This is a genomic window from Bradyrhizobium nivariense, from assembly GCF_029846695.2.
Lineage (GTDB): Bacteria > Pseudomonadota > Alphaproteobacteria > Rhizobiales > Xanthobacteraceae > Bradyrhizobium.
The window spans coordinates 52,159-77,121 of record NZ_JARWCR020000040.1; the positions used below are offsets into that span (position 1 = coordinate 52,159).

The window sequence follows — 24,963 nt, forward strand, 5'->3', positions numbered from 1 at the left end:
CGAGCGATGGTGCCCGGCCGCTATCCGCCCTCGGCCCTAAGGCCGTTGTCCCGCACCACCTGTCCCCAGATCTGCGCCTGCTCCGTGTAGAACTTTCGCATGTACTCCGGGTCGCTTGCGACGATCGTCAGCCCCATCGCGTTGATCCGCTCCATGACGCCGTCTTCCTTCAGAACCGCGCTCAAGTCTGCGTTGAAGCGTGCGACCATCGGCTTCGGCGTCTTCCCGGGCGCATAGAGCCCCCACCACGGTGTTGCGACGAGATCTGGAAACCCGCTTTCGACCAAGGTCGGAACATTGGGGAGTGTCGGATGCCGCGTCGCGCCGGTCTGGGCGAGGGGACGGAGCGACTTTGCGTCGATCTGGCTGTTGAGCACCGTCGTCGCCGCGATGATCAGGTCGATATGTCCTGCGATCGCGTCGTTCACCGCGGGGGCTGCTCCCTTATAGGCCACGTGGGTCCACTGCGCGCCGGAGCGTTTGGCGAGAAGCAACATCGTCAGGTGGCCAAGACTGGCCGTTCCGGCCGATGCGAATGCGAAGCCTCCCTGCTTGACTTTCGAGGCGGCGATCAGTTCGGACAACGTCTGGTATGGGCGTGTCGGCTGACACGCAATGATGTTCGGCGCCGTGCCCACCAGCATCACTGGATCGAGGTCGATGTCGGAATTGTAGGGCAGGCTCGGCTGCGTCACCGGATTGGTGGCATGAGTGTCGAACACGAACAGCCAGGTGCGGCCATCCGGCGGCGACTTTGCCGCCGCCGCTGCACCGATGCTGCCTGCCGCACCCGGACGGTTTTCGATGATGATCGTCGTTCCCAGTCGCTGTTGCAAACCCGGCTGGACCAAGCGGGCGATCGCGTCCAGCGTCCCGCCGGCAGGAAACGGGACGATGAATTTAATCTGGCCCGCGGGCCATTCCTCGGCCCTGGCGACAAAGGGCACGGCGAGTGCACCTGCAACCACGGCACGTCGTGTCAGCTTTCCCATGCGCTTCTCCCCAGGCGGCTATCGAGAACAGGGCTCCGGCTGATGCGGTTTCTGGACGGCTGCGGAGCCGGAGCCCGCGACGGCGAAGAGCACGCCGTCTCCATCCACCCTCGTTATCGTTGCGCGAATGTCGCTATCGAACCGGCGACGGGACGCCCACGGTGCCAGACTGCCGAGATCCTGTGGACATTGGCGATGTCGCCCGAAGGATCCGCGTCGAGCACGATGAGATCGGCGAGCTTGCCCGCCTGCAAGACGCCGCGGTCATCCAGCTTGAGCAGCTTGGCAGCGCCACTCGTTGCAATCGTCAAGGCCTGCATCGGCGTGAGGCCCGCCTCGACCATAAGATCGAGCTCGCGATGCTCGGCAACGCCGGGGAAACGCAGGCCGACGCCGGAGTCGGATCCGAATCCGATGCTGATGCCGGCATTGTAAAGCGTCATCAGATTCTTCTGGTTCATCGCCAGCGCCTTGCGGGCGCGCTCCGAACCGGGAGCGTCATGGACTTTCTGCCGCCATGCCGGATCTTCCAATTGCGTCTTCACGGCGGGATCCAGCACCCTGTTCACGAACGGATCGGCCGAGACCTTCGGCTTGTCCGCGAAGATGAAGTTCGAATCGTCGAGCGCCAGCGTCGGAACGTACCAGGCGGCATTCTTCTTCATGAGCTCGATAGTCGGCGGATCGACCTCCTTGTCGCGGATGCCGTGCGCCAGGATATCCGCGCCGGCCTTCAGCGCCGCCTGGGCATCGTCGAGATCGTTGATGTGGAAGGCGACGCGAAGCTTGTTCTTGTGGGCCTCGTCCACGGCTGCGGTGTAGACCTCCGGCTTCACCTTGACCGGCAGCAGCTTGCCGAAATCATCGAGCCAGATTTTGATCAGATCGGTCTTGCGTCCCGCCATTTCCCGGACGGCTTCGCGCGCGGCGTCCGGCGTGTCCGGGCGGTAGATCTGGGTCGGGCCGACCGGGACGATTGCCACCGGCGGGGCTCCCATCGCGACCCCGATGCCGCGGTCGGCGCCGAAGATATCCGCGCCGGGTGCCTTGCCGGCATGCAGGTCCGCTCGGAGATCGTAGAATTCGGGCGCATTCAGGCCCAATGACGTGATCGTGGTGACCCCATAGGCCTCCCACTGCCGAAGTTGGGACAGGATGTAGTCCCGATTGTAGTTGTCCGGACTTGCCTTGAGGCCTCTGACAATGCCGACATGGGAATGATCCGAGATCATGCCGGGCATGATGGTCTTCCCCTTGAGGTCGATGACCTTGGCGCCGGAGGGAACCTTCACCGCCGAGGCCGACCCGACGGCTGCGATGCGTCCGTCGCGAATGACGAGGACGGAATCGGCAACGGGCTTGCCACCCGATCCGTCAATCAGCGTGGCGCCCTTCAGGACCACCGCCTTCGATGTGTCCTTGACTTGCGCCTGTCCCGGCATGCCCGACAGACACAGGCCCACTGTGGCCAAGGCGACGACCGATGCTGCTCTCATGGCGGAGCTCCTCCCTGTTTCCTCGTTTGATGCCCGCAGGTTGGTCCCAAGGGTCATTTAATCTTATACTACTATATTACGATCAATTGGCAATTGATCCTGGGAGGCGTCACCCCAGGGATCGGATCGCGCCAATTGGCCTATCGCAGCACGAAGGGATAAGGCTCGTCGCCGCTGCTCATCCAGACAGTCTTGGTCTGCATGTATTCGTTGATGGCCTCGATGCCGTTCTCGCGGCCGAGGCCGCTGCGCTTGTAGCCGCCGAACGGAGCCATGTAGCTCACCATGCGGTAGGTGTTGACCCAGACCATGCCGGCCTTCAGCCGGTCGGCCATCACATGGGCACGCTTCATGTTCTGCGTCCACACACCGGCGGCGAGGCCAAATAGAATGTCGTTGCCGATCTCGATGGCTTCCTCCTCGTCGCGGAACGGGATCACGGACAGGATCGGGCCGAACACCTCCTCCTGCGCGATCCTCATGCTGTTCTTGACGCCGGTGAAGACCGTGGGCTCGACGAACAGACCCTTGCCGCATTCCGGCCGATTGGCACGATCGCCTCCCAGAGCCAGATGCGCGCCATCCTTCTTGGCGATCTCCATATAGGCGAGCACCTTGTCAAACTGCGGCAGATTAGCAACCGGCCCGACCTGGGTTTCGCTCCGCATGGGGTCGCCCATCTTGATCGTGGCGGCCGCCTTCAGGAGCTTTTCGACGAAGGCGTCATGCACCGATTCCTGCACCAGCATTCGCGAGCCGGCGATGCACGCCTGCCCGACAGCTGCGAAGATTCCGGCAATGGCACCGTTGACGGCGTTGTCGAGATTGGCGTCGTCGAACACGATGTTGGGCGATTTTCCGCCCAGCTCCAGGCTGACCCGTTTCAGGCCGCGGGCGGCGCCCTCGTAGATCTTCTGGCCCGTGGCGTCGGAGCCCGTGAACGCGACCTTGGCGACCTGGGGATGCTCGACGAGCGTTGGTCCAACTTCATTGCCGAAGCCGGTGACGACGTTGACGACACCTGGCGGAAAGCCCGCTTCCTCCACCAGCGCCATCATTTCGAGCAAGGACGCGGAGGTGAATTCCGAAGGCTTGAGCACTACGGTATTTCCCGCCGCCAGCGCCGGAGCGAGCTTCCAGGCAACCAGCATCAGCGGCGAGTTCCAGGGAATGATACCGACGACGACGCCGACCGGCTCGTGCTTGGTGTAGGTGAACATGTTGGGCTTGTCGATCGGGATGACCGAGCCCTGAATCTTGTCCGCGAGGCCGCCGAAGTAATAGTACCATTGCGGAATGTAGTTGAGCTGCCCCCGCATCTCGCTGATCAGCTTGCCGTTGTCCCTCACCTCGATCTCGGCGAGCCGCTCTGCATTCGCCGCGATCAGGTCACCCAGCTTGCGCATCAGGGCGCCGCGCTGCGTGGCATTCAGCTTGGGCCACGGCCCGACGTTCATCGCCCGATGCGCCGCCCGGACTGCGCGCGCGGCATCCTCGGCATTGCCGCGCGGGATCAGGGCCCAGGGCTCGGCGGTATAGGGGTTCATGGTCTCGAACCATTCGCCCGAACTCGGATCCTCCCACTTCCCCCCGATGTACATCTGATACTTCTTCACGGAAGCGCCTCCCTGCGAGATTAAAATAATCAATCTCGTAATATCGTATTATTGATTTTCAGTTGGCGTCAAGGCGCGATGTGAGCCCTCCGGCAGGACGTTTGACAAAATATCCAATCCAGTAATACGGTATTACATACTTATTGAAGGCGCGGATCGAGCAATCCGCGCCCGGGAGGGACAGGATGACGAACAACGTGGCCACCGACATTGCCGTTGCGCTTAAGCATGCAGGTGTCGAAAACTTCTTCCTCCTTACCGGCGGCGACCAGCCCTTGTGGATCGCGCTTCGCGATGCCGGACTAAGAATGGTGGTTGCACGCAGTGAGGCCAGCGCCGTCTACATGGCCGACGGCTATGCGCGGGCGAGCGGGCGCGTCGCTCCCGCCTATGGGCAGGCCGGGCCCGGCGCCGCCAACGTCGCGGCCGCGCTGGCGGATGCGGTCTGGGCACAATCCCCGGTATTCGCGTTGACGGGCGCGACGGCGACGCAAGCCGTGCACATGAACGAGTATCAGGACCTCGATCAGCATGTCATCTTCCAGCCGGTCACGAAATGGAACGGCGCGGTCGCCGCCCCCGAAATGGCCGGCAGCCTCGTGTCGCAGGCGCTTCACATCGCGGCTACGCCGACATGCGGCCCCACTCACCTGGACGTGCCGAAGAATTTCTTTGCACTACCCGGCGCCTCGCAAAGCGCGCACTTGCCCGGACGTCTTTCGGGAAGTGCGGCCGGCAAAGTCGGGCCACGCGATGCAGAGCTTGCTTCGGCCCTGGACCTGCTCAAGGTCGCACAGCGTCCTGTATTGTTCATCGGAGAAGGCGTAAGGCTCGCCGGCGCGTGGGCGGAGCTGGCCCTGCTGTCGGAGCTCGCGGGCATTCCGATCGTCGCCACGGCTGGCGGCAAGCCGGCCGTTCTGACTTCGCATCCGAACTTCTGCGGCATTGTAGGCCGCTATTCGTCGGTGACGGCCAACAGGCTCATGGCAGAGGCCGATTGCGTCCTGGCGCTCGGGACCAGATTGGGCGGCCTTGCGACCAACGGCTATACGCTGCCCAGTCGCCGGGCGACCGTGATCCAGATCGATCACGACCCCGCGGCCCTCATCAACACCTACGCACCCCGCCTCGGCGTCCGCGCCGACATCAAGATCTTCCTGACCGACCTGCTTGGCATCGTCAAACAGCAGCACAAGGCGCCGTCCGATTGGCTGAAGCGTTGCCGCAGCGACGCCGCCAGATGGACGGAGCGTCACCGCGAGCAACTTGTCGCCGCTTCCGGCAGCGCCACCCTCTCCCCGCTTACGGTGCTCGACGAGCTCTCCCGTTATGCCGGAGAGATCACCCTCGTCGCCGACACCGGCTATATGGCGGCCTGGACGGGCGTGCTGTTTCCGACGGTGCGCTACGACGCGTTCTTCCGCGCGGTCGGATCGCTTGGCTGGGCCCTTCCCGCGTCTCTCGGCGTCCAGATCGCGCGACAGGAAAAGGTCGTGTGCGTCACCGGCGACGGCGGCGCCGGTTATCATCTGGCCGATATCGAGACAGCGGTTCGCTACAAGCTGCCCGTCGTGATCATCGTCATGAACAACAGCGCGCTGGCCTTCGAGTATCACGAGCAGAAGTACCGCTGGAACGGCAACGTCGTTGCGGAGGCGAACGATTTCGGGCGGGTCGACTTCGCCGCGGCCGGTATCGCCCTTGGCGCAAGGGGCGCACGCGTCACCGGCCGTGAAGAGTTCGCGGCAGCCATGGCGCTCGCAATGAAGGCCTCCGATCCATTCGTGATCGATGTCGTCATCGACAAGGAAGCCGTTCCGCCCGTCACCAATTTCGATGCCGTGATGGAACGGAGCCTCTAGATTTGCGGAGGGAGCGCCGAGAGACCGAGCGCGCCGTCAGCCGATCCAACCATACGGCAATCATAAAGAACCGGGGTGGAAACCATGAAGACTCGTCGAGCCATTGTTGGAGCCGCTGCAGTTGGTCTGTTGCCGCTGGCCGCGCCTTCTGTCGTCCGCGCGCAAAAGGCCACGGTCCGCTGGCGCCTGGCATCCAGCTATCCCAAGAACCTCGACACGATCCACGGCGTCGCCGTTCGCCTTGCCAAGCACATCGCGGAGATTACGGATGGCGGCTTCCAGATCCAGGTGTTCGGCCCTGGCGAAATCGTGCCCGGCCTTCAGGTGCTCGATGCCGTGCAGAGCGAGACGGTCGAGTTGGGGCATACCGCGTCGATCTACTACAGCGGCAAGAACAAGGCGTTCGGGATCGACACCGGGCTGCCATTCGGCATGACGCCACGCCAGCATCTGTCCTGGATGTATCGCGGCGGCGGGCTCGAGCTGTTCAGGGAGTTCTTCAAGACGTATGGCATCGTGAACTTCCCCGGCGGTAGCACCGGCGTGCAGATGGGCGGCTGGTTCCGCCGCGAGGTCAATACGCTGAGCGATCTCAAAGGCCTCAAAATGCGTATCCCGGGCATTTCCGGCGATGTCGTTGCGCGACTGGGAGTCGTTCCCCAGAACATTGCGGGCGGCGATACCTATCCCGCACTCGAAAGGGGTACCATCGACGCCGTCGAATGGGTCGGCCCCTACGACGACGAGAAGCTGGGCTTCAACAAGGTCGCCAAATACTATTATTATCCCGGCTGGTGGGACTGCACGGGACAACTGGCCTTCTATGTGGGGGCGAAGGCATGGTCTGCGCTGCCGCCGCACTACCAGCGCGCATTTGAGGTGGCGGCCGCGGAAGCATCGTGGGACATGCTGTCGCATTACGATGCCAGCAACATGGCGCCGCTGCGCCGGCTGATCGCGAACGGCACCGAACTCAGGCCATTCTCGCGAGAGATCATGGAAGGCGGATATCGCGCAGCTTTCTCGCTCTACACCGAAGAAGCGGAAAAGAATCCGGACTTCCGCAAGATCTACCGCGAATGGTTAAAGTTTCGCGAGGACATCGTGACCTGGTTCAGGGTCGCAGAGGCGAGCTTCGAATCCAGTCTCTACACCCTGTACAAGACCTGATAGGCGCGCCGCACCGGCGGAGTTCTTCGAGCGACAGGCTCATTGGATTTCTGCCATGGATGGCGCGCCGCTATTTTGCCAGCCGGAAGTTCCCCCTCGACCTTAATCAGAAACGCCGAGCGTTCGTCGGGCCATTGTGGTCGACCCTGCTCATATTTGACAGCCCGTTGTTGAGATAAATGTTCTGTCCGCGCTTGAGTTCGTCCCGCAGAGCCGCGCGAAATTCGGGCATGCCCGGCTTTCGACTCTTCGCCTTGAGGCGATCGGGCGCAATGGCTGGTTTTCTGCCAGCGCATGCCAGCGACGACTAAGAGCGCTGCGCTCGCAAGGCATTATCGAGGCCGATATCTCGATCGATATGCCGAGGGAGGTGGAAGACCTATCCAGATGCTCGTGCTGGTGACCCTGGAGCGAGATCGTTCCGATACTGAGCGCGCTGCAGCTTCTGCAAGCAAAACGTCGCGCGAACGGCGGGCATTTTCGTCTTCCAGTCGATGACGTCGACCTCGCCGACGTAGATGTCACGCTTGGAATCGAGCGCGATGCCGTGCGGCGCGAGGAATTTTCCGGCTTCGACGCCGGGGCCGTGCTCGCCGCCTGAGCGGGCGATGCGGTTGCCCTTGGCATCGACGATGGAGAGGCGCGGCGGCGGGGGAACGCCACTGCCTCTCCCACACCAGCCAAACCTAGGATATCTTGTCCAATCCTTCGCATAAAGGCAGGTCCATAGGCGCTGAGCACAACTCCGCCTTGCCAGGCCGGACCAATTCCACGCGCGCGCTTACGCCCTCACCGTGCTAGAAGTTCATTCGCCATGCGCTCACCGGCGTCCTCTTCCGCGTTGGCCGCCGCGCAGATGAGCCAATTGGCCGCTCGCTCGCGGCGAGCGCCGCCAAACTGCTTCAGGGACTTGCCGGTTTCGAGGAGTATGGGCGATGTCATGATTTGCTCAGGTTCGCGCAGCGCCACCGCCATGCTTTTTGAAGCGGGTGGTCCGGAAAGACATCGTGCCGGGTTGGCGCATGGGCTTTGAGGCCACCGCCCGCTTTGCCCTGTCCTTTTCCTAGTCGGTCATCGAATCATTATAGGCCCTCTACAATGGCAGCGGAATAATAGCGCGCCCGATGGGAACGGCCGTCGTAAACCAAGCCGCATAGCGTCGCCGCAATCTGGCAAATCCGCTTTTGCCGGAAACGCCTCGTCCGGCGTTACGATAAACCCTGCACCAGCGGCCGCTGCAGATGTTTGGCCATCAACTCGGCCGCTTCGATATATCGTTGCGCCTCCAGGATATCGAGCAAGCGCAAATGTTCGCGTATGTGCCGCCGCATACCGTCACGATCGGTGAAACTGCGATAGGCAAAGAGGCGCCTGATCGAGTTTACGCGCTTGAGCGCTTCCACAAAAAAGGGATTGCCTGCCCCGCGGATGATCTCTTCATGGAACTCGCAGCCGGAGTGATAGATCTCGCCGATCGTCATCTTCTCAAACTCGCCGTCCAGGACGCGCTGTTGCCGCTCCCGCAATCTCGCGATCACCTCCTGCGTTAGCTCATAACCGGGCTGCGCCATCGCTGCTGGCTCAATCACCACGCGGAATGCCGTGGCCTGCGCCTGCGCGGCGGGGCTCGATACGCTCTCCGCAAAGCGCCAGCCATAGCCGGGTAGGCGAGCGATCCAGCCCTCCGCTGCAATGCGGTCGAGCAACCGCTGCAACTCGGCGCGGCTCAGATCATAACGGCGCATCAGCTCAGCCTCGGTGACGTCCGCCGGCAGCCGGCTCGCGAGCACGTCGCCCGCAATCGTCGCATAGACCTGTTCGCTGCGCCTGACCGCTGCGAGTGCAGGTCGGGCGGCGCCGCTGGTCGGATTCTTCGCCAGCACGAAACCGCGATGCGGCTCACCACGCGCCAGCCCTGCCGCCTCCAGAGCCTTGAGGCCAAGCCGGATCGGCGCGCGTGAAAGGTCCAGCGCATCCGCAAGCCGTTGTTCGATCAGGCGATCACCGGCCTTCATGCCTTCGCGTCGGGCGAGCGACATGATCAGGCCGGCGAGGTGTTCGGCGCGCTCAGAACCACTGTTTCTGGCGGCACGCTGTCGGGAACTGTCGGACGCGGTCATTGCAGTGCACGCAGATTTTAGAGCTTGACATACTGTCCCACAGATTGTTCTTTAAGGCAACAATATACAATCAAGCAGGGAGAGCCCCGATGGCGCGCGCACCGGATGTCCATATTTGCGAGGCCGCTCCCCGCGATGGCCTGCAGAACCTGGACATCTTCGTTCCCACCGAAGCCAAATGCGCGCTGATCGACATGATAGCCGCCGCCGGCGTGCGCGAGATCGATGCCGGATCCTTCGTGCCGCCAAAGGTCGTGCCGCAATTCGCCGACGTCGATGCGGTGATGGCGCATGCGCTTACGCACAAGGCGGCGACCATCGGTGCGCTGGTGCCGAACCTGAAGGGAGCCGAGCGCGCCATCGCCGCCGGCGTCAACGCCATCTATTTCGTCATCTCGGCAAGTGAGACGCACAACCGCGCCAATGTGCGCCGCTCGATCGAAGAACAGCTCGACGGATTTCGCGCCGTTCGCGCCGCGATCGACGCCCGGCCGGCGGACGAGAGGCCGCATCTGATGGGTGCAATCTCCACCTCCTTCGGCTGCTCGCTGGAAGGCGAGATCAGCGAGACGGCCGTGTGCAGTGTCGCGCACGCCTTTGCCGAAGCCGGTGCGGACGAGATCGGGCTCGCCGACACCGTCGGCTATGCAACCCCGAAACTGATCGGGCAGATCGTCGGAGCCGTCAGACGCGAGGTCGGAACGCAGATGACGCTGCGGCTGCATCTGCACGACACGCTCGGCGCGGGCCTTGCCAATGCCGTCGCCGGCCTCGAAGCCGGCATCCGCCGTTTCGATGCGGCGGTGTCCGGGCTCGGCGGCTGCCCCTTTGCCCCGGGTGCGCGCGGCAACATCGTCACCGAGGATCTCGTATTCATGCTGGAGCGCATGGGGCTTTCCACCGGCATCGACCTTGATCGCCTGATGCAAACGCGCGAGATTCTCGCTCACCATATCCCGGCAAAGCATCTGACGGGGCATCTGCACGAGGCGGGCATTCCCAAGGTGCTGCGGAGGGCGGCATGACGGCGGCCGCGCCCGAGACGGCATCGGAGCCGCGTCCGCTGGCCGGCCTTCGTGTCATCGAGTTCAGCCAGATGGTGATGGGGCCGAGTTGCGGCCTGATCCTCGCTGATCTCGGCGCCGACGTGATCAAGGTCGAGCCGCCCAAGGGTGACCGCACCCGCTATTTCAAGGGTCCCGCTGCCGGCTTCTTCGCAACCTACAGCCGGAACAAGCGCAGTATCGCGCTGGATACGTCGACCGCGGAAGGCCAGACCATCGCGCGCAGGCTGATCGAGAGCAGCGACGTCCTGATCGAGAATTTCCGGCCGGGCCTGTTGAAGCGGATCGGTCTCGACTACGAGTCGGTTGCCGCGTTTGCGCCGCGCCTGATCTACTGCTCGCTCAAAGGCTATTTGCCCGGCCCTTACGAGAATCGCCTCGCGCTCGACGAGGTCGTGCAGATGATGGGCGGCCTTGCCTACATGACCGGCTTGCCGGACCGACCGATGCGCGCCGGCGCCTCGGTCAACGACGTCATGGGCGGCATGTTCGGCGTGATCGCGATCCAGGCTGCGCTGGCCGAGCGGCAACGCACCGGTCGAGGCCGCTACATCCAGAGCGCGCTGTACGAGAACAACGTGTTCCTGATGGCGCAGGCCATGATGTGCGAGGTGGTCAGCGGCCAGCCCTCGATCCCCTATTCGATCAAGGACAGCCCCTGGCCGGTCTACGATCTCTTCGACACCAGGGACGGCTCGAAGCTGTTCGTCACCATCGTCGGTGAAGAGCAGTGGGAGGCGTTCTGCCGCGCCTTCGATCGCGAATCCTGGCTTGCCGATCGGCGCTTTGCGACGAGCAACGACCGCGTTGATCATCGCGGCTGGCTGATCCCGGAGATCGCGAAGATCTTCAAGCAATGGGACAAGGCCGATCTCGCGGCGCGCCTCGAGCAGCTCGATCTGCCCTACGCGCCGGTGAACAAGCCCGGCGATCTCTTCGATGACCCGCATCTGAACCAGTCGGGCGGGCTGATCAACATTCACTTGCCTGATGGCGGCGAGGCAAAAACGCCGCTGTTGCCGATCTCCATGGACGGCCGCCGCCTGCCCAACCGCTACGATCCACCGCAGATCGGCGAGCAGACGAGCGAGATCCTGAGTGAGATCGGCGTTTCGTCGAACGAAATCGAAAGGCTGCAAAAGGCAGGAACCATCCGGATTGCGCCTGGGCCGTCCTGACGGACCGATCAAAACCAAGGGAGGAGCACATGAACATCACCAGGCGACAGGCGCTGATCGCGGGCTCCACATTGGCCGGCGCATCGATGCTGCCCGGGCAGCTCCGCGCCGAGACCAAGCCGGTATCGCTTGCCTTCGGGCCGGTGTCGCCGGTCTACGCCATCGGCATGATCGCTGAGCTGAAGGGTTACTTCAGGGACGAAGGTCTTGACTCCAAGCTCGTCACCGGAAACGCCGGCACATTCGGTCGTCAGACGCTGGCGGCGGGACAAGCACTGTTCGCGCATGGCGATGCCAGCCATCCACTCCAGCTCAGCGCCCGCGGCAAGCCCTGCAAGATCCTGCTCGCGACCGAGATGGTGTGCTCCTACGCCAACATCATGATCCGGCAGGATCTTTACGACAGCGGCATCAATTCGGTCGAGAAGCTCGCGGAGCACAAACGGCCTGACGGCGCCAAGCCGATCGTCGCGGCCACCGCGATCGGGTCGGGCACCTGGGTGTTCGGCACCTATGTGTTCGAGGTGCGCGGTCTCGGCGACAAGGTGAACTGGGTCGCCGGCGGCGGTCCCAACACGATGTTTCCATCGCTCCAGACCAAGCAGTTCGACGCCATCATGGCGCCGCCGAGCTGGATCGTCGAAGTCGAGAAGAAGGGTTTTGGCAGGACCATCTACGACACCTCCAAGCCCGGCGTGTTCGAGAAGGATTTCGGCGGCACGCTGCCCGTGCTCGTGATCTACACGCTCCAGGACACGGTCGAGCAGGACAAGGCGATGGTGCAGGCCTATGTCAACGCGATCTACCGCGCGATGGCCTTCGTGAAGGCGACGCCGCTCGCGGACGTGCAGGCGCTAGTCACGCCGAAATATTTCTCCGGCATCGACCCAGATGCGATCAGCGCCGAACTCGGCTTCGACAAGTCGACCTGGGCCTATGACGGCAGCATCGACAAGTCCTCGTTCGAACGCGGCGCCGGGCCCTGGTACCGCAAGGGCACGGATATTCCCGTGACCAGATACGAGGATATCGTCGACATGAGCTTCCTTGAGGCAGCCAGGGCGAGATACAAATGACGGCCGCACCCAGTCCGGGCCTCGCGCTTGCACGGGGCGACAATGAAGCGGCAGCGGCGCGAGCGCGCATCGCCGTGAAAGGTCTCGCCAAACGCTTCAGCGCGTCCGACCGCGAGTTCGTCGCGGTCGATGATGTGTCCTTCGAGGTCAGACAGGGCGAATTCGTCGCGCTGCTTGGTCCGTCGGGCTGCGGCAAGAGCACGATCCTCAACATGGTCGCGGGGCTATTGCCGCGCTCGGGCGGACACATCCAGATCGATGACGACACCGTCGAGACCGGCAAGGTCAACCCCAGGGTCGGCTATGTCTTCCAGCGCGATACGCTGTTTCCGTGGCGAACCGTGGAGCAGAACATCGGCTACGGGCTGGAGATCGCGGGACTGCCGAAGACCGAGCGCACCAAGCGCGTCACTTCGGCCGTCGAGAAGGCCGGGCTTACTGGTTTTGCGCAAAGCTTCCCGCGCATGCTGTCAGGCGGCATGCGCCAGCGCGTCGCCTTGATGCGCACGCTGATTCTGGAGCCCGAGATCCTGCTGATGGACGAACCGTTCGGCGCGCTCGACACCCACACCAAGCTGGAGATGCACAAGACGCTGCTGGAGATCTGGGAGCGCGAGCGACAGACCGTGCTGTTCGTGACGCACGATCTTGGCGAGGCATTGACGCTAGCGAGCCGCATCATCCTGCTCTCGGCGCGGCCCGGAAGGCTCAAGGAAGACTTTGACGTCGCCATCCCGCGGCCCCGCGATCCCGTAGCCATACGCGAGACCGCCGAATTCGGCCGCCTCTACTCCCACATCTGGCATTCCCTCGGCGAAGAATTCCGCCGCACCAGGGCCGAGTGATCATGTCCAAGAGCCGCATCGTCATCCTGTTCTGGCAACTGGCCATTCTCGCAGCGGTGCTCGTCATCTGGCAGTGGGGCTTTGAATGGAGCAAGGCGCTGCTGCCGAAGGCCTATGTGCCAAAAATCCTCGATCCTTATTTCGTCGCCAAGCCGTCGCTGATCTGGCAGAGCTTTTTGCGGCTTGGCTGCTTCTCTGACGCCGCCGGATTTGCCGCTTGCACCAAGGGCAACGACAATAATCTGTGGCTTGCAACGCTGGTCACGCTGAAGAACACCTGGTGGGGTTTCCTGTTCGGATCGGCGAGCGGAATCGCGGCCGGCCTGATCCTCGGCCGCTCCGATTTCCTTGCCCGCGTGTTCGGGCCCTACGTCGTAGCGCTCAACTCCATCCCGCGCATCGCGCTGGTGCCGCTCGTCATCCTGATCTTCGGCCTCGGCGATCTCTCCAAGATCGCCACCGCCTGGCTGGTCGTGTTCTTCGTGGTGTTCTTCAACACCTTCGAAGGCGCCCGCGCCGTCGACCGCGACCAGATTGCAGCGGCCCGCTTGATGGGCGCCAGCGAATTCACCGTATTGCGGACTGTGGTGATTCCTTCCGCGCTCGCATGGGTGTTCGCCTCCCTCCTGCCGGCGGTCTCCTTCGCACTGATCGGCGTCATCGTCGGCGAGTTCATCGGCGCCGAACGCGGGCTCGGCAAGCTCATCATCGAAGCGGAGGCGCGCGCCAATGCCAGCGAGATGATGGTCGCTATCTTCATCATGATGTTCGTCGGAATCCTGCTCGCGGTCGCCGTGCGCTCGCTCCAGTCGTATCTGCTGCGCTGGCAGCCGCAGTTCGATCGTTCAACCTAGCGCTCGCATACGATTCGCAGCGCAAGGGGAGCGCTCGGGAGATCGTCACGCGCCGTCGGCCTGTCCGCCGAGACGATCATCGATATAGCGCCGAAGCGCAGCCGCCGCATTCAACATGTGGGCGCGCATTCTGCGCGCTGCGGTATCGCCGTCGCCTTCCGCGATCGCCTGCATGATGGCGTCATGCTCGTCGCGGGACTTGCGAATGCGATCGCCCTGCCGCAATTGGGTGCGGCGGAAGGCACTGAGACGCGCACGGACCTCTTGCGCCTGCTCGGCCATGAACGCGTTGTGCGTTGCGCTATAGATGCCTTCGTGGAACAAACGGTTGAAGGCATCATAGGCATCGACGTCGTTGGCCTCGACCATTGCCAGCGAGCTGTCGTGGAGCTCGATCAGATCGCTGCGTTCGAGCGGGGTCATGCGATAGGTCGCAAGCCGGACGCACATCGCCTCCACCTCGGCGCTGGTCTCGAACATGTCCATGATCCGCTCAGGCGTCATCCGCGCCACCACGACCCCGCGACGGCCACGGACCTCGACCAGCCCGCTGACGGCGAGCTGTCGCAGGGCCTCCCGCACCGGGGTGCGGGAAGCTCCAAAGCGATCGGCAAGCTGCTGCTCTTCCAAAGCCGAGCCGGCAACGAGCGCACCGGACGCAATCTCGTCCGTGAGCGCATTGCGGATGCGATCGGAGAGAAGGCCGCTATCTTCTTCTGCCTCAGTCGCAACTTTGAACAGACCTGCCATTCAGCTTCCTATGATTGCGCGCACCGTGAAGTAGAGGATGGACGGTGCGACCAGGCATCCGAGGCCCGTGTGAAACGTCGCGGTCAACGCGCCGTAGGGCACCAGACGCCGATCGGTCGCCGCAAGCCCTCCGGAAACGCCGCTGACCGTTCCCATCAAGCCGCCGAATACCATTGCGCTGCGCGGATTGTTGAGGCCGATCATCTTCGCGACGAACGGCGTGCCGATCATCACGATCACTGCCTTGAATACACCCGTCGCGATCGAAAGCGCAATAACCGGCGATGACGCGCCGATCGCCGCCCCCGTGACCGGTCCCACGATGTAGGTGACCGCGCCGGCGCCGATCGTCGTCAACGATTCGGCGTCAGTGTAGCCAAACGCGGCGGCGACGAGAACACCAAGAACAAACGGAACGACCGTCCCCAATCCGAGCGCGACCGCACCGATCAGCCCGGCCTTGCGCGCATGAACGACGTCGACCTCGAAGGCGGTGGCGACGATGGCAAAGTCCCGCAGCATCGCGCCTCCCATCAGGCCGATCCCGGCCAGCGCCGGCAGGTCGGCGACGCCCTTTTCGCCGCCGGTGGCAACGCCGCCGAAAAAGGCCAGCACGAGACCCAGCATGATCGCGATCGCCGAGCCGTGGATGCGCCCGAAGGTGAGATATTTCGAGATCGCTCCGGATATCCACATCAGGATGCCTACGGCGGCGAACGCGGTGATCAGCGAACTGGCGGCGAGAACGTGAGATATCATGGTCATCCGATCCTCCCGGACTTGAAGTGGGGCACAGCCGCCTCGAGCGCCTCTCGCGCCTCGATCTCGTCCATGGTTTCGACCCGACTGCTGAGCCGGCCGATCAGGGCCACCATCGCGAAACACACCGCGACCGAGCCGATCCCCGCAATGACGACGATCGGACCGCCTTTTGCCGCAGCGACGACGTTCTGCTGCGCGGCCATCGCGACCACGATGGGAATGTAGAAGCTGCCCCAGAACTCGACGCCAATCTTGAGCCCGTGGCTGAGCAGGCCATGCCGCACCAGCCAGAGCCGGGCCGCGATCAAGAACATCATCGCAATGCCGACGCCGCCGACATTGGCCTTCACACCGAGGACGACGCCGAGCAGGTCCCCGAGCAGGACCCCGAGCAGCGTGCAGATCGCGAGCAGAGCCACGCCGGAAATGGTCATGGGCGCCTCCCCTGTTCGTGCGAGGCGCCAGCTCTTGGGCTGGGAGCATCTGTATGCATTCGCATCGTAAATTCCCTCCTGTGTATGCGAATATCTGTCGCTTATGCGCTAAGGTATACACTAATTGACATTTGAAGGCAATACGAATACATTAAGCGCCATCGAAACGAATTGCGCATGCCAGGGAGCCGAGATGAGCGATTGGGGTATGCAAAAGACCGCCTTGGGCGAGCGCCTCGCGGCCGGCCGACGGCACGCGAAAGACAAGATCGTTCCGCTCCCGAGCCTGCCCGCGTTTCTGAAGGCCGTGGTCAGGTCAGGCGACCGGGTGTGCCTGGAGGGCGATAATCAGAAGCAGGCCGACCTCCTCGCTTCGGCGCTCGCGAACCTCGACCCCGCGGACGTTCATGACTTGCACATGGTCCAGTCCGGCGTGGTGCTGCCTGCCCATCTCGACATCTTCGAGAAGGGCATCGCGCGGCGGCTCGACTTCTCCTATTCGGGTCCGCAGTCGGCGCGCATCGCGCGCATGCTGTTCGGTGGCAAGATCGAGCTCGGGGCGGTCCATACCTATCTCGAACTGTTCGCGCGCTACTTCATCGACCTCACGCCGAACGTCGCATTGATCGCGGCGGTGAGCGCCGACAAGGACGGCAACCTCTATACGGGGCCGAACACCGAGGACACGCCGACGGTGGTCGAGGCGACCAGCTACAAGAACGGCCTCGTCGTGGCGCAGGTCACCGAGATCGTCGACAAGGTGCCGCGCGTCGACATTCCCGGCGACCTCGTGCATTTCGTGGTCGAGGCGGGCCGGCCCTTCTATGTCGAGCCGCTCTTCACCCGCGATCCCGCCGCCATCACCGAGACCCAGATCCTGACGGCGATGCTCGCCATCAAGGGCATCTACGCGCCCTACGGCGTGCGCCGGCTCAACCACGGCATCGGCTTCAACACTGCCGCGATCGAGCTGATCTTGCCAACCTATGGCGAGAAGCTCGGCCTCAAGGGCAAGGTCTGCACCCATTTCGCGCTCAATCCGCATCCGACGATGATTCCGGCGATCGAATCCGGCTGGGTCGAGCAGATCCATTGCTTCGGCTCGGAAGTCGGCATGGAGGACTATGTCGCGGCGCGCTCCGATATCTTCTTCACGGGGCCCGATGGTTCGCTGCGCTCCAACCGCGCCTTCTGCCAGACGGCGGGCCTCTATGCCTGCGACATGTTCATCGGATCGACGCTCCAGATCGATCTCGAAGGCCACAGCTCGACGGTGACGACCAGCCGCATCGCCGGCTTCGGCGGCGCGCCCAACATGGGCTCCGATCCGCGCGGCCGCCGCCACCCGAGCGAACCCTGGCTCAAGGCCGGCGCCGAGGCAGCGCCCGACTCTGCACCTGCGCTGCGCCGCGGCCGCAAGCTCGTAGTGCAGATCGGCGAGACCTTTGGTGACCGCAACGCCCCGCTATTCGTCGAACAGCTCGATGCCCTCGATCTGGCGCGCGAGCTCAAGCTCGATCTGGCGCCGGTGATGGTCTACTCCGACGACGTCACCCACATCGTCACCGAGGAAGGCATCGCCAACCTGCTGATGTGCCGCACCAGGGACGAGCGCGAACAAGCGATCCGCGGCGTTGCCGGCTACACCGAGATCGGCCGCGCGCGCGATGCGAAGCTGGTCGAGCAACTGCGGCAGCGCGGCGTGATCCGGCGCCCCGAAGACCTCGGCATCGATCCGCTCGATGCCGACCGGCGCCTGCTCGCAGCCCGCTCAATCAAGGATCTCATGCTGGCATCCGGCGGCCTCTACCGTCCGCCCAGCCGCTTCCGCAATTGGTGAGGAGTTTTGCATGGAAAAGCTCAGCTTCAGACTGTCTTCCCCGAACAGCGCCGGCGGCACTCGCACGCAGGCGATCGTCGGCGTCGTCGCCTCCGGCAATCTCGAAATCCTGCTCGAACGGGCCTCGCCAGCCGATACCTGCACGATCGAGATCGCAACGGCGGCCCATGGCTTCGGCATGGTGTGGGACGCCGTGGTCCGCGACTTCGTCGCCCGCCGGTCGGCCGGTGGTTTGCGCATCTCCATCAATGACGGCGGAGCCCGGCCCGACACGGTCGCGCTGCGCCTCGCGCAAGGCGTCCGCAAGATCGAGGAGCCGGAACGATGACAACCGTCACAGCCGACACAGGCTCGCTGAGCTGGTATGAGGCGAGCGCCCGGCAGCGCATCGACGCGCTCGTCGATGCCGGCAGCTTCGCCGAATTCATCGGCCCGGAGCTGCGCGAGACCAGTCCGCATCTGGCGATCTTCGACCTGCCGGAGCAGTTCGACGACGGCATCGTCATCGGCCGCGGCCGGCTGGACGGCTCGCCTGTCCTCGTCGCCGCGCAGGAAGGCCGTTTCATGGGCGGCGCCTTCGGCGAAGTCCACGGTGCCAAGCTCACCGGGCTCCTGCGTGCCGCGCGCGCGCTCAAGCAGGACATGCTGATCCTGTTCGACACCGGCGGCGTGCGGCTTCAGGAGGCCAACGCCGGCGAACTTGCGATCGCGGAGATCATGCGTGCGGTGGTCGAGGCGCGGCGCGCCGGGGTCAATGTCGTTGGCCTGATCGGCGGACGTGCCGGCTGTTATGGCGGCGGCAGCCTGATCGCAGGCACCTGCTCGCGCCTGATCATCTCTGAACAGGGACGGCTTAGCGTCAGCGGCCCCGAAGTGATCGAAACCAACAAGGGCATCGAGGAATTCGATTCGCGCGACCGCGCCCTGGTCTGGCGCACCATGGGCGGCAAGCATCGCTACCTGATCGGCGGCGCCGACACCTTCGTCGACGACGAGGCGCTGGCGTTTCGGCAAGCCGCGATCGATGCGCTCAGGGCCAACAGGCGGTGCGACGTGGCCGTTCTCGGAGCCGAGCAGGCGCGCCTCGAGCGACGGTTGCAGCGTTTCGGCGAGGCCGAGGACGCCGTCGGGATCTGGCAGGCGCTCGGCATCGACAATCCGACCGATGTTCCCGCACTTCCGACCGGCGCATTCCTTCGCGCGGCCAACGACAGGGAGAACGCCGATGACGCTCGATGACATCCTGGCCGGCCTGTTCCCAAACGGTGCCAAGATCGAAACGAACGGCGCGATGATCACAGGACAGGCGGTCCTACCTGACGGCGGACCGATTCACGTGCTCGGCGTCACCCGGGGTCAGCCACTCGGCGTGGACGAAGCCATCGTGCTCGCGAGGCGCGTGATCGCGATCATCGAATCCGCCGATCGGACGCCGATCCTGTTCCTGGTGGATTCCGCCAGCCAGCGCATGAGCAAGCGCGACGAGTTGCTCGGCCTCAGCGAGTACCTGTCGCATCTCGCCAAGACGCTGCTGTTGGCGGAAGCCGAAGGGCATCGCACCATCGGCCTGCTCTATGGCGGCAGCGCCGCCGGCGCGTTCATTGCCACCGCGCTGGCCACCGGCACGCTGGTGGCGCTGCCCGGCGCGCATCCCGCGGTGATGGACCTGCCGTCGATGGCGCGGGTCACCAAGCTTTCGATCGAGGTCCTCAAGGCCAAGGCGGAAGCGACGCCGGTGTTCGCGCCTGGTCTTGAGAACATGGCGCGGACCGGCGGCATTCAAATGGTCTGGGACGAAACTGCGCCCCTGGCGCCGCAGCTTGCGGCCGTGCTGGCGCGGCCGGCAGGACAGGATGATCGCACTCGGCTTGGCGCCGAACGAGGCGGACGTCTCAAGGCAGCCGAGATCGCCGACAGGGTCGTTGCGCTCGCTACGACCTCGCATCAGGGGGCGCGACATGGCTGAAGCTCTCGAACGCCATACGATGGTGAAGCCCTCCGCGGCAGCCTGGACCGCGGTGATGGCGCGACACCCGGAATTCGCCGAGAACGCAATCGTCGAGGGTTGGGTGCGCGCCGGCCGTCCGCTCATCGTGCGGCGGCCAGGCTGTAGCGATCCCGCGGGACAGATTCCGCTCGGCCTGCCGCTGCCGTCGTCTCACGGCAAGCGGCGCATCGCGGTCGCGATCGAGGCCGGCGAGATCATTGAACGCAAACCGCCTCCCCTGCTGGCCGACGCGGCGGCGTCCGCCCCTTCGACGTGGCAGGACACGATCGACCGGCTTGTCCGCCTGTGTCCGGAAACCCGGACTTTCGGCAGCCTGGCGTGGCAACATCTCACCGGCCTGCCCTATCTTTCGGATCACTCGGACCTCGACCTGCTGTGGCCGGCGCCGGCAACCGAGCAGGCGAGCACCCTGCCCCTCGAGATCGCCGGCATCGCGCACCTGGCGCCCATGCGGCTCGACGGAGAGATCATCTGCGCCGCGGGCGGCGTGCAATGGCGTGAACTGACAGGCGCGGACGCGGACGAAGTTCTCGTGAAGGGACTGAGCGGCGTCCACAGCATGACCAAAGCCGCTTTTTTCGCAGGCGGGACGCCATGACCATTGCGCTGAGATGGCAGGCGCTGCCGGGCCTTGAGCCCCATGCGGAGCAGATCGGTCATCTGGCGTCGCTTTGCCTCAAGCTTGAAGTTGAGACCCATCCAAAGCCGGGGCTCGTCAGTCACGTCGACAACGGCGCACACAGCGACATGGACGCCGAGCTGCTGTGCCGAAGTGCCGATACCCTCACGCCCTTCTTCCGCGATCTGGCGGCCGCGGGCGCCGAGGGCGCCGGCATGAGCCGGCTGCGCGCGATCGGCGTCGCCGCCGAGCGCGCCATGCTCGCGGCAACGGCGGGTGTGAACACGCATCGCGGCGCGATCTTCGGACTGGGCCTGCTCTGCGCCGCCGCCGGTTTTCGCGGCGCGCTCGGCCTTCGCAAGTCGCTCGGCGACGTGGTGTCGCAAATTTGGGGCGACGACATCCTATCCGGCCCCATATCGCTCCGCAGCCATGGCGCCGTGGCCGCGCGGCGTTACGGCGCCGGCGGGGCCAGGGCGGAAGCTGCCGATGGCTTTCCGTCGGTCTATGACATCGCGCTGCCCGCGCTGCGTGCGGCGCGGACGCGCGCACATGATGATGAGGAAGCGGGGCGCATTCAGACATGCATGACGCTAATCGCCAATGTTGCCGACACCAACTTGCTGCACCGGGGCGGGCCCGACGGATTGCGCTTCGCGCAGGCCAGTGCATCGACATTCCTCGCCGCCGGAGGCGTCGGGTCTGCCGAATGGCGCACGCGCGCCCTCGATATTCATCACGCGTTCGTGGCGCGTAATCTCAGTCCGGGCGGCTCGGCGGATCTGCTCGCCATGGCCCTGTTCATCGATCGGCTGGAGCACTGATGCTGGCACTGCTCTGCGGCGGACAAGGTACGCTTTCGGACAAGATCTTCGATCTTGTCGCCGATCAACCTGCCGCAGAGCCGGTCTTTGCTGCGGCATCCGCTTGTCTGGGCGATGATCCGCGGAAACTGGTCAGGACGCGCGGCACCGACGAGCTGTCCGCCAACCATGTCAGCCAGATCCTGACCGTCACATCCGCGCTGGCGATCCACGGATGCATTGCCGACCTGCTGACCGAGCAAACTGCCGTCACAGGTTACAGCGCCGGCGAGATGGCGGCCTGGAGCATTGCCGGAATATGGACGGCCGACGAAGCCTTGCGAATGACGGATGTTCGCGCGCAGCTGATGGACGATGGAGCCGGACCGGATGGTCGCCTCGGCTATGTTCGCGGCCTCGATCAGGCCGCGCTCGAACCTCTGCTCAGAACATATCGCTGCGAGATCGCGATCAGGAATCCCGATCGTCTCCTCGTGATCGGAGGCTCTGAGCAGGATGTGCTCGAGCTCTGCCAGGAAGCAATTCGACAGGGCGCCGCGCGCAGCGGTCTTCTCGCAGTGAAGATCGCTTCCCATACGTCACGGCTCGCATGCGCCTTCAAACCGTTGCAAGAGGCGCTCGACGCCAGCAGGCGCTTCCCGATCGCAAGCCAGCGGATTTTGCTCGCAGGAGGCGACGGTGAGCGCATCTTCTCCGCAAGCGATGCGACAGTGAAGCTCGCTTGCCAGGTCGCGCGCCCGGTCGACTGGTCGGCGACGCTGGAGGCCCTGGCGGAGCTGGGGGTCAGCAGGGTGCTGGATCTCGGTCCGGGACATGCGCTCGCCGAAATGATGCAGGCCTTCCTTCCCGACATCCGCTGCTACGCGGCCGATGGATTTCGCACCATCGAGGGCCTGCGAAACTGGATGACTTCCGAATAGCCGACATCTTCGCACCAGCCAAAACCTACGGTATCCGTTCCAATTTTTCTCGCGAAGCAGTTCACGGACGTCATGTGCTGCGCAAAAAATCGTCTGAGGAAATCAAGACACAAGTCGCCCCTGCTCGGCTACAACGGGCACGTCCAGCCATGCAGACGGCCGCAAAGGTAAACCTTCATATCGGACAAGCCTCAGAGAAGGTTTCGAAAACTAAACTGCCGTCGTCTACAAAGCGGTTGTGGCATTCCATGATCGACCCGAACGTGTTTGGTACGATCAATCGGGCGCGCTCCGAAAGAGCCGACGGGAATTCCTCCATCAAATCCGTATCGGCCATTTTATCACGACGACCACCGAATCATACGAAGAAACCACAAGAGGACGCCTGGGAGCGTCGTTCGTCTGCTGGCGTGATCGCCCGCGCTGCGGCCGACGGCAAACGAGCAGAGGCAGAAGGGCTTCTAACTTCGAACCGAGTTCGCTGAGTGATGCGGCCACCGCGACACAGCGGTCCGGTCGCACAAGGTTCTCGCCCGCATGCGCCGTGAGATCGGCAGTAACATCCGCCTCGTCGACGTACCATCACTCGGCTTCGCGCCTCGAAGCATCAGCGTGCTGACCGAACGATAGAAAGCGGAAGCGCAGCCTCTGGAATAGCCGACAACTGCGGACGGTCCAGGGCGACGACGGAGAACACGCCGGCCCGTTCAGCTCTCCACAATTAATTCCACCGCCGCACCCTGCAAACTCATTGTGGTCATAGCGACGTTGGATTAGCGCCGCTATCAGACGTTGTGCTCGCCAAGTATCGAAGAATAATCGGAGGGACCTGCGCGAATTTCGGCACGTCTTCGGCTACCGAACGGCCTTCCGGGGATCCCATTGCGGCGCGCAGCGCCTCGCCATCGGCGAACTCGCCTTCGAATACGCAAAAAAAGGTCGCATCGCCGGCAAGCGACGCAACATCGAAGCCATAGCGGAAAGCCCGCAGGCCGGGCAATTTACGCACCAGTGGGATATGATTCTGCACATAATGTGCTTTGAACGCGTCCGGGTTCGGTTGAGTCGGATAGAGTACGAGAAGCGTTTCCAACTTAGGTCCTTTCTGCTACTCATAGATGAGCGCGACAACGTTCCATTGAAAGTCTAGAGAGCCTGCAGTCATGACGAAGCCCTGCTGCGTCACGTCGCCGTGTCCAGTAGCATGGTCTTGGTTTCAAGATATCCCATCAAGCCTTGCTCGCCACCCTCACGCCCAATCCCCGACTGCTTGAATCCTCCCCATGGGAGGGAGAAGTCGGCGCGCATGCCGTTCTGAGCGACGTTTCCGGCCCTCAACCTCCTGGCGACTGCAGCTGCAGCACTTGGATCACGCGTCAATACCGACGCATTGAGGCCGTAGATTGAGTCGTTCGCGATGCGAATTGCATCGTCTGTGCTATCGCTAGCGATGAGGCAGAGCACCGGCCCAAATATCTCCTCTTGCGCAATCGTCATGTTGTTCTTGACGTTTGCAAATAGAGTGGGTTCAAAGAAGAAGCCGCGATCCGGGCGAGATGGTCTCGCTCCACCCGCCACAAGAGTCGCGCCCTCTTTCACGCCTACCGCAACGTAGTGCTCGACGCGCTCGAGTTGCCGTTTCGTGGCCAGCGGCCCCATCTGTGCTTCGGGATCGTCAGAATGACCTATGCGGATCTGCTTCATCTCAGCCGCAATCGCCTCGGCAATCGCGTCGTGGCGGTAGCGGGGCACGATCGCCCGTGTTAACATCGCGCATACTTGACCACTCAGTGTGACTATAGTGCTTGTCAATATCTTCGCGGTTTCCGCGTCGGAGAAGTCGTCCAGCACGATGGCCGCCGACTTGCCCCCCAATTCCAGAGCGCAACGCCGAACGCCTTCCGCGCAGGCCTGCGCAATCTGCCGTCCAACCGCGGTTGATCCAGTGAACGCGATCTTGTCGACGTCCCGATTGCGCATCAGATGGTCAGCAGCCTGGCGTTCGGAAGGAACAAGGTTGAGCACGCCGGGCGGTAATCCCGCCTCTTCGGCGCATTCTGCGATGATGTAGGCCTCGATCGGCGTTTCCGGCGCGGGCTTCATGACCACAGTGCAACCCGCGATCAGAGCTGGCGCGATCTTCGCCGTCATGAGCATGTAGGGCGTGTTCCAGGGTGTGATTGCAGCGACGACGCCCACCGGGTCGTGAACAATCCGCGCCACCTTAGCGACTGCACTTTCCGGACTGGTCTCGAACCGAAACTGCCGGCCAACCTTGATGGCGTGGAATAGATTCAGCGTCCCATAACGGACGATATGAGGTGCTATGGAAGTCGGTCCTCCCATCTGCATTGACCTGGCCAGCAATGATCGGATGGTCGTTTCGGCGGCCATCTCGTGTGAAAAAAGAGCCGGTCCCGGAAATCTGCACAGGACGCTAAGTGGAGTTTCTGCCTGACGGCGGGCACGATAGGCCCCGCGAATCAGGAGAGACCATGAGCAGACGACCCCGCCGGAACCACTCACCGGCCTT

25 protein-coding genes and 2 pseudogenes are annotated in these 24,963 nt (G+C 63.6%); 15 read left to right on the plus strand and 12 right to left on the minus strand.

What is annotated here, in order from left to right:
* Positions 1-20 precede the first annotated feature (20 nt).
* The 3 genes from QCM77_RS27920 to QCM77_RS27930 all read right to left on the minus strand — a co-directional run bounded on the left by QCM77_RS27920 (position 21) and on the right by QCM77_RS27930 (position 4,104).
* Positions 21-992: a Bug family tripartite tricarboxylate transporter substrate binding protein gene (locus QCM77_RS27920; RefSeq protein WP_279685733.1), complete on the minus strand. Its 972-nt coding sequence runs from the start codon at positions 990-992 to the stop codon at positions 21-23.
* Between the two features lie 113 nt (positions 993-1,105).
* Complete coding sequence (locus tag QCM77_RS27925) at positions 1,106-2,488, minus strand: amidohydrolase family protein (RefSeq protein ID WP_279685734.1); 1,383 nt, start codon at positions 2,486-2,488, stop codon at positions 1,106-1,108.
* A 140-nt stretch (positions 2,489-2,628) separates the two neighbouring features.
* Positions 2,629-4,104 (minus strand): aldehyde dehydrogenase, encoded by a 1,476-nt coding sequence (locus QCM77_RS27930; RefSeq protein ID WP_279685736.1) that lies wholly within the window; start codon positions 4,102-4,104, stop codon positions 2,629-2,631.
* A gap of 185 nt (positions 4,105-4,289) precedes the next feature.
* Here QCM77_RS27930 and QCM77_RS27935 point away from each other — a divergent pair, with 185 nt between their 5' ends.
* Positions 4,290-5,966, plus strand: a complete 1,677-nt coding sequence (locus QCM77_RS27935) for a thiamine pyrophosphate-binding protein (protein ID WP_279685738.1) — start codon at positions 4,290-4,292, stop codon at positions 5,964-5,966.
* A gap of 84 nt (positions 5,967-6,050) precedes the next feature.
* Positions 6,051-7,136 (plus strand): TRAP transporter substrate-binding protein, encoded by a 1,086-nt coding sequence (locus QCM77_RS27940; RefSeq protein WP_279685740.1) that lies wholly within the window; start codon positions 6,051-6,053, stop codon positions 7,134-7,136.
* 70 nt (positions 7,137-7,206) lie between these two features.
* On the opposite strand, the pseudogene QCM77_RS27945 reads toward QCM77_RS27940, so the two are convergent.
* From QCM77_RS27945 to QCM77_RS27960, 4 genes and pseudogenes are all read right to left on the minus strand, one after another.
* A pseudogene (locus QCM77_RS27945) lies at positions 7,207-7,404 on the minus strand (ABC transporter substrate-binding protein); the annotation flags it as partial.
* A 111-nt stretch (positions 7,405-7,515) separates the two neighbouring features.
* A pseudogene (locus QCM77_RS27950) lies at positions 7,516-7,782 on the minus strand (hypothetical protein); the annotation flags it as partial.
* Between the two features lie 143 nt (positions 7,783-7,925).
* The gene (locus QCM77_RS27955; protein ID WP_279660512.1) at positions 7,926-8,111 is read right to left on the minus strand and encodes a hypothetical protein; all 186 of its coding nucleotides are present in this window, start codon (positions 8,109-8,111) and stop codon (positions 7,926-7,928) included.
* Between the two features lie 233 nt (positions 8,112-8,344).
* Entirely contained in the window at positions 8,345-9,256 is a 912-nt protein-coding gene (locus QCM77_RS27960; RefSeq protein WP_279660511.1) for a GntR family transcriptional regulator, read from the minus strand.
* A gap of 89 nt (positions 9,257-9,345) precedes the next feature.
* Here QCM77_RS27960 and QCM77_RS27965 point away from each other — a divergent pair, with 89 nt between their 5' ends.
* From QCM77_RS27965 to QCM77_RS27985, 5 genes are read left to right on the plus strand one after another with little or no spacing between them, the layout of a single operon-like run.
* Positions 9,346-10,281, plus strand: coding sequence for a hydroxymethylglutaryl-CoA lyase (locus QCM77_RS27965; protein ID WP_279660510.1), 936 nt, complete (start codon positions 9,346-9,348; stop codon positions 10,279-10,281).
* The gene (locus QCM77_RS27970) at positions 10,278-11,498 is read left to right on the plus strand and encodes a CaiB/BaiF CoA transferase family protein (protein ID WP_279660509.1); all 1,221 of its coding nucleotides are present in this window, start codon (positions 10,278-10,280) and stop codon (positions 11,496-11,498) included. Before QCM77_RS27965 ends, QCM77_RS27970 begins: the two co-directional genes overlap by 4 nt.
* Before the next feature lie 29 nt (positions 11,499-11,527).
* Positions 11,528-12,574 (plus strand): ABC transporter substrate-binding protein, encoded by a 1,047-nt coding sequence (locus QCM77_RS27975; RefSeq protein ID WP_279685741.1) that lies wholly within the window; start codon positions 11,528-11,530, stop codon positions 12,572-12,574.
* Positions 12,571-13,419: an ABC transporter ATP-binding protein gene (locus tag QCM77_RS27980; protein WP_279685742.1), complete on the plus strand. Its 849-nt coding sequence runs from the start codon at positions 12,571-12,573 to the stop codon at positions 13,417-13,419. Before QCM77_RS27975 ends, QCM77_RS27980 begins: the two co-directional genes overlap by 4 nt.
* 2 nt (positions 13,420-13,421) lie before the next feature.
* A complete protein-coding gene (locus QCM77_RS27985; protein ID WP_279660506.1) occupies positions 13,422-14,273 on the plus strand; it encodes an ABC transporter permease in 852 nt (283 codons plus the stop codon).
* Positions 14,274-14,318: 45 nt separating this feature from the next.
* Here QCM77_RS27985 and QCM77_RS27990 read toward each other — a convergent pair whose 3' ends face one another.
* Genes QCM77_RS27990 through madL form a run of 3 tightly spaced genes read right to left on the minus strand, consistent with a single transcriptional unit; the run spans position 14,319 to position 16,219 of the window.
* Positions 14,319-15,023 (minus strand): GntR family transcriptional regulator, encoded by a 705-nt coding sequence (locus tag QCM77_RS27990; RefSeq protein WP_279685744.1) that lies wholly within the window; start codon positions 15,021-15,023, stop codon positions 14,319-14,321.
* The gene (gene madM / locus QCM77_RS27995; protein WP_279660504.1) at positions 15,024-15,788 is read right to left on the minus strand and encodes a malonate transporter subunit MadM; all 765 of its coding nucleotides are present in this window, start codon (positions 15,786-15,788) and stop codon (positions 15,024-15,026) included.
* A complete protein-coding gene (gene madL, locus QCM77_RS28000) occupies positions 15,785-16,219 on the minus strand; it encodes a malonate transporter subunit MadL (protein WP_279660503.1) in 435 nt (144 codons plus the stop codon). Before madL ends, madM begins: the two co-directional genes overlap by 4 nt.
* 193 nt (positions 16,220-16,412) lie before the next feature.
* Between madL and mdcA the strand changes: the two genes are divergently transcribed.
* The 8 genes from mdcA to QCM77_RS28040 all read left to right on the plus strand — a co-directional run bounded on the left by mdcA (position 16,413) and on the right by QCM77_RS28040 (position 22,915).
* Positions 16,413-18,059 carry a malonate decarboxylase subunit alpha gene (mdcA, locus tag QCM77_RS28005; protein WP_279685746.1) on the plus strand — a complete coding sequence of 549 codons (1,647 nt, stop codon included), beginning with the start codon at positions 16,413-16,415 and terminating at the stop codon, positions 18,057-18,059.
* Positions 18,060-18,069: 10 nt separating this feature from the next.
* Positions 18,070-18,387 (plus strand): malonate decarboxylase acyl carrier protein, encoded by a 318-nt coding sequence (gene mdcC / locus QCM77_RS28010; protein ID WP_279685747.1) that lies wholly within the window; start codon positions 18,070-18,072, stop codon positions 18,385-18,387.
* Positions 18,384-19,298, plus strand: a complete 915-nt coding sequence (locus QCM77_RS28015; RefSeq protein ID WP_279685748.1) for a biotin-independent malonate decarboxylase subunit beta — start codon at positions 18,384-18,386, stop codon at positions 19,296-19,298. Before mdcC ends, QCM77_RS28015 begins: the two co-directional genes overlap by 4 nt.
* Positions 19,285-20,025, plus strand: a complete 741-nt coding sequence (mdcE, locus tag QCM77_RS28020) for a biotin-independent malonate decarboxylase subunit gamma (protein WP_279685749.1) — start codon at positions 19,285-19,287, stop codon at positions 20,023-20,025. Before QCM77_RS28015 ends, mdcE begins: the two co-directional genes overlap by 14 nt.
* Positions 20,018-20,665, plus strand: coding sequence for a malonate decarboxylase holo-[acyl-carrier-protein] synthase (gene mdcG / locus QCM77_RS28025; RefSeq protein ID WP_279685751.1), 648 nt, complete (start codon positions 20,018-20,020; stop codon positions 20,663-20,665). The genes mdcE and mdcG overlap by 8 nt, the downstream gene beginning before the upstream one ends.
* Entirely contained in the window at positions 20,662-21,510 is an 849-nt protein-coding gene (mdcB, locus tag QCM77_RS28030; RefSeq protein WP_279685752.1) for a triphosphoribosyl-dephospho-CoA synthase MdcB, read from the plus strand. Before mdcG ends, mdcB begins: the two co-directional genes overlap by 4 nt.
* Positions 21,510-22,430: an acyltransferase domain-containing protein gene (locus tag QCM77_RS28035; protein ID WP_279685753.1), complete on the plus strand. Its 921-nt coding sequence runs from the start codon at positions 21,510-21,512 to the stop codon at positions 22,428-22,430. The genes mdcB and QCM77_RS28035 overlap by 1 nt, the downstream gene beginning before the upstream one ends.
* A 248-nt stretch (positions 22,431-22,678) precedes the next feature.
* On the plus strand, positions 22,679-22,915 hold the full coding sequence (locus tag QCM77_RS28040) for a hypothetical protein (RefSeq protein ID WP_279685754.1): 237 nt from the start codon (positions 22,679-22,681) through the stop codon (positions 22,913-22,915).
* Positions 22,916-23,187: 272 nt separating this feature from the next.
* Here the strand turns inward: QCM77_RS28040 and QCM77_RS28045 are convergent, their stop codons facing one another.
* Positions 23,188-23,523 (minus strand): EthD family reductase, encoded by a 336-nt coding sequence (locus QCM77_RS28045; protein ID WP_279685755.1) that lies wholly within the window; start codon positions 23,521-23,523, stop codon positions 23,188-23,190.
* Between the two features lie 89 nt (positions 23,524-23,612).
* A partial coding sequence (locus QCM77_RS28050; protein WP_279685756.1) for an aldehyde dehydrogenase family protein occupies positions 23,613-24,963 on the minus strand: 1,351 nt, incomplete at its 5' end.

What these genes read in the sequence shown, in the direction of transcription:
- mdcG (WP_279685751.1), top strand. Translation starts at nt 20,018, where the DNA reads ATGGCTGAAGCTCTCGAACGCCATACGATGGTGAAGCCCTCCGCGGCA.
- QCM77_RS28035 (WP_279685753.1), top strand. Translation starts at nt 21,510, where the DNA reads ATGCTGGCACTGCTCTGCGGCGGACAAGGTACGCTTTCGGACAAGATC.
- madM (WP_279660504.1), bottom strand. Translation starts at nt 15,788, where the DNA reads ATGACCATGATATCTCACGTTCTCGCCGCCAGTTCGCTGATCACCGCG.
- mdcC (WP_279685747.1), top strand. Translation starts at nt 18,070, where the DNA reads ATGGAAAAGCTCAGCTTCAGACTGTCTTCCCCGAACAGCGCCGGCGGC.
- madL (WP_279660503.1), bottom strand. Translation starts at nt 16,219, where the DNA reads ATGACCATTTCCGGCGTGGCTCTGCTCGCGATCTGCACGCTGCTCGGG.
- QCM77_RS27985 (WP_279660506.1), top strand. Translation starts at nt 13,422, where the DNA reads ATGTCCAAGAGCCGCATCGTCATCCTGTTCTGGCAACTGGCCATTCTC.
- QCM77_RS27955 (WP_279660512.1), bottom strand. Translation starts at nt 8,111, where the DNA reads ATGGCGGTGGCGCTGCGCGAACCTGAGCAAATCATGACATCGCCCATA.
- QCM77_RS27975 (WP_279685741.1), top strand. Translation starts at nt 11,528, where the DNA reads ATGAACATCACCAGGCGACAGGCGCTGATCGCGGGCTCCACATTGGCC.
- mdcA (WP_279685746.1), top strand. Translation starts at nt 16,413, where the DNA reads ATGAGCGATTGGGGTATGCAAAAGACCGCCTTGGGCGAGCGCCTCGCG.
- QCM77_RS28040 (WP_279685754.1), top strand. Translation starts at nt 22,679, where the DNA reads ATGATCGACCCGAACGTGTTTGGTACGATCAATCGGGCGCGCTCCGAA.
- QCM77_RS27980 (WP_279685742.1), top strand. Translation starts at nt 12,571, where the DNA reads ATGACGGCCGCACCCAGTCCGGGCCTCGCGCTTGCACGGGGCGACAAT.
- QCM77_RS27965 (WP_279660510.1), top strand. Translation starts at nt 9,346, where the DNA reads ATGGCGCGCGCACCGGATGTCCATATTTGCGAGGCCGCTCCCCGCGAT.
- mdcB (WP_279685752.1), top strand. Translation starts at nt 20,662, where the DNA reads ATGACCATTGCGCTGAGATGGCAGGCGCTGCCGGGCCTTGAGCCCCAT.
- QCM77_RS27940 (WP_279685740.1), top strand. Translation starts at nt 6,051, where the DNA reads ATGAAGACTCGTCGAGCCATTGTTGGAGCCGCTGCAGTTGGTCTGTTG.
- mdcE (WP_279685749.1), top strand. Translation starts at nt 19,285, where the DNA reads ATGACGCTCGATGACATCCTGGCCGGCCTGTTCCCAAACGGTGCCAAG.
- QCM77_RS27925 (WP_279685734.1), bottom strand. Translation starts at nt 2,488, where the DNA reads ATGAGAGCAGCATCGGTCGTCGCCTTGGCCACAGTGGGCCTGTGTCTG.
- QCM77_RS27960 (WP_279660511.1), bottom strand. Translation starts at nt 9,256, where the DNA reads ATGACCGCGTCCGACAGTTCCCGACAGCGTGCCGCCAGAAACAGTGGT.
- QCM77_RS27935 (WP_279685738.1), top strand. Translation starts at nt 4,290, where the DNA reads ATGACGAACAACGTGGCCACCGACATTGCCGTTGCGCTTAAGCATGCA.
- QCM77_RS28015 (WP_279685748.1), top strand. Translation starts at nt 18,384, where the DNA reads ATGACAACCGTCACAGCCGACACAGGCTCGCTGAGCTGGTATGAGGCG.
- QCM77_RS27970 (WP_279660509.1), top strand. Translation starts at nt 10,278, where the DNA reads ATGACGGCGGCCGCGCCCGAGACGGCATCGGAGCCGCGTCCGCTGGCC.
- QCM77_RS27920 (WP_279685733.1), bottom strand. Translation starts at nt 992, where the DNA reads ATGGGAAAGCTGACACGACGTGCCGTGGTTGCAGGTGCACTCGCCGTG.
- QCM77_RS27990 (WP_279685744.1), bottom strand. Translation starts at nt 15,023, where the DNA reads ATGGCAGGTCTGTTCAAAGTTGCGACTGAGGCAGAAGAAGATAGCGGC.